Source organism: Variovorax sp. P4_B10, assembly GCF_056402375.1.
The window spans coordinates 1-1,622 of the sequence record NZ_JBFUHN010000177.1; the positions used below are offsets into that span (position 1 = coordinate 1).

At 64.2% G+C, this 1,622-nt stretch carries 1 protein-coding gene; it reads right to left on the bottom strand.

Annotated elements, in window-relative coordinates:
• Positions 1 to 474 precede the first annotated feature (474 nt).
• Positions 475 to 1,614: a molecular chaperone DnaJ gene (gene dnaJ / locus AC1DXX_RS33320; RefSeq protein WP_478138470.1), complete on the bottom strand. Its 1,140-nt coding sequence runs from the start codon at positions 1,612 to 1,614 to the stop codon at positions 475 to 477.
• Positions 1,615 to 1,622: the final 8 nt, after the last annotated feature.

A 1,622-nucleotide genomic window follows, 5' to 3' on the forward strand; every position in this document is an offset into this window, starting at 1 on the left:
GCCTATATCCAATGGCTATCGTTCTCATTGGTGTTTTCCCGAGAAAGCATCGCCTATTGAGTCCAGTGACTCAATAAAAACGGCCCTCTCCCTTCAATAACGCGCGATCTGTCGTTTGGTTTATTGCACATCCAAAAGAAATATAAAAGCAATCCCCGCGCCACTTCTCGATGGGCGTCTTGCGCATGTTGGCGTGGGATGGGGACGCGGAAGCCGGTCAGCGCGTGCCGCAACAGTGCAAGGGGCACCACCTGTGTGCTCTACGCGGGTTTCGAGCCCCTGGATGCACCAGTCTGAAGATCCCGATGCGTTTCGGCGTGGCACGAGTCGCCGCTCCTCCGGCCGGAGGGTGGGGCGCTTGTTACAGACGAAGAAAAGCCCCGAGACCCACGCTGCAACCGATGCACCGTAAGGCTCAGGGCCTTGAGCATTCCCGCACGTCTTTGGTGCCCGTCGGGATCGGCTCTTCTCAGGTCAGCTGAAGAACTCTTTGGCCTTGTCGAACCAGCCCTTGTCGGTCGGGCTGTGCTTGTCGCCGCCCTTCCTGAGCGACTCGTCGAGTTCCTTCAGGAGCTTGCGCTGATGCTCGGTGAGCTTCACCGGCGTCTCGACGCGCACGTGGCAGTACAGGTCGCCCGGATAGCTCGAGCGCACGCCCTTGATGCCCTTGCCGCGCAGGCGGAACTGTTTGCCGCTTTGCGTGCCGTCGGGAATGTCGATGGCTGCAGCGCCCTTGAGCGTGGGCACGCTGATTTCGCCGCCGAGCGCGGCCGTGGTCACGCTGACCGGCACCACGCAGTGCAGGTCGTCGCCGTCGCGCTCGAAGAGCTCGTGCTTCTTGAGGCGGATCTCGATGTAGAGGTCGCCCGGGGGGCCGCCGTTGGTGCCGGGCTCGCCGTTGCCGGTGCTGCGGATGCGCATGCCGTCGTCGATGCCGGCCGGGATCTTCACCTCGAGCGTCTTGTTGTTCTTGATCTTGCCCTGGCCGTGGCACACGGTGCAGGGCTCGGGAATGATCTTGCCGCTGCCGTGGCAAGTGGGGCAGGTCTGCTGCACGCTGAAGAAGCCCTGGCGCATCTGCACCGCACCCGCGCCGTGGCAGGTGGTGCAGGTGATGGGCTTGGTGCCGGGCTTGGCGCCCGAGCCCTTGCAGGTGCCGCAGTCGTCCCAGCTGGGAATGCGGATCTGGGCTTCCTTGCCCTCGGCCGCTTCCTCGAGCGTGACTTCCATCGCATAGCTCAGGTCGCTGCCGCGGAACACCTGGCGCCCGCCGCCGGCACGGCCTCGGCCCCCGCCGCCGAACACGTCGCCGAAGATGTCGCCGAAGGCCTCCGCGAAACCGCCGAAGCCTTCGGCGCCCGGGCCGCCGCGCATGTTGGGATCGACGCCGGCGTGGCCGTATTGGTCGTAGGCCGCGCGCTTCTGGCCGTCCGACAGCATTTCGTACGCTTCCTTCACCTCCTTGAACTTGGCCTCGGCGTCCTTGCTGGTGTCGCCGTGGTTGCGGTCGGGGTGGTGCTTCATCGCGAGCTTGCGATAAGCCTTCTTGATTTCTTCCTCGCTCGCGTTCTTGGGGACGCCGAGGGTTTCGTAGTAGTCGCGTTTGGTGGCCATGGCAGGTC

Coding starts and splice junctions, on each gene's coding strand:
- dnaJ (WP_478138470.1), bottom strand. CDS start 1,614: ATGGCCACCAAACGCGACTACTACGAAACCCTCGGCGTCCCCAAGAAC.